This window comes from Halomonas sp. SIMBA_159 (assembly GCF_046536035.1).
GTDB classification, from domain to species: domain Bacteria; phylum Pseudomonadota; class Gammaproteobacteria; order Pseudomonadales; family Halomonadaceae; genus Vreelandella; species Vreelandella venusta_A.
Genome location: NZ_JAWJBT010000144.1, coordinates 1 through 389, shown reverse-complemented (window position 1 = coordinate 389; position 389 = coordinate 1). Strand labels below are relative to the sequence as shown.

Sequence of the window (389 nt, the reverse complement as noted above, 5' to 3'; positions counted from 1 at the left end):
TAGTGTAGCCGTAGTTAGGCCACCACTTCAAGAACTCTGTAGCACCGCCTACATACCTCGCTCTGCTAATCCTGTTACCAGTGGCTGCTGCCAGTGGCGATAAGTCGTGTCTTACCGGGTTGGACTCAAGACGATAGTTACCGGATAAGGCGCAGCGGTCGGGCTGAACGGGGGGTTCGTGCACACAGCCCAGCTTGGAGCGAACGACCTACACCGAACTGAGATACCTACAGCGTGAGCTATGAGAAAGCGCCACGCTTCCCGAAGGGAGAAAGGCGGACAGGTATCCGGTAAGCGGCAGGGTCGGAACAGGAGAGCGCACGAGGGAGCCGCCAGGGGGAAACGCCTGGTATCTTTATAGTCCTGTCGGGTTTCGCCACCACTGATTT

Annotated in this window: 1 protein-coding gene; it reads right to left on the bottom strand. The window is 57.3% G+C overall.

Annotation, left to right across the window (positions count from 1 at the left end):
* A partial coding sequence (locus R0J87_RS18735) for a hypothetical protein (protein ID WP_219573032.1) occupies positions 1-184 on the bottom strand: 184 nt, incomplete at its 3' end.
* Between the last annotated feature and the right edge of the window lie 205 nt (positions 185-389).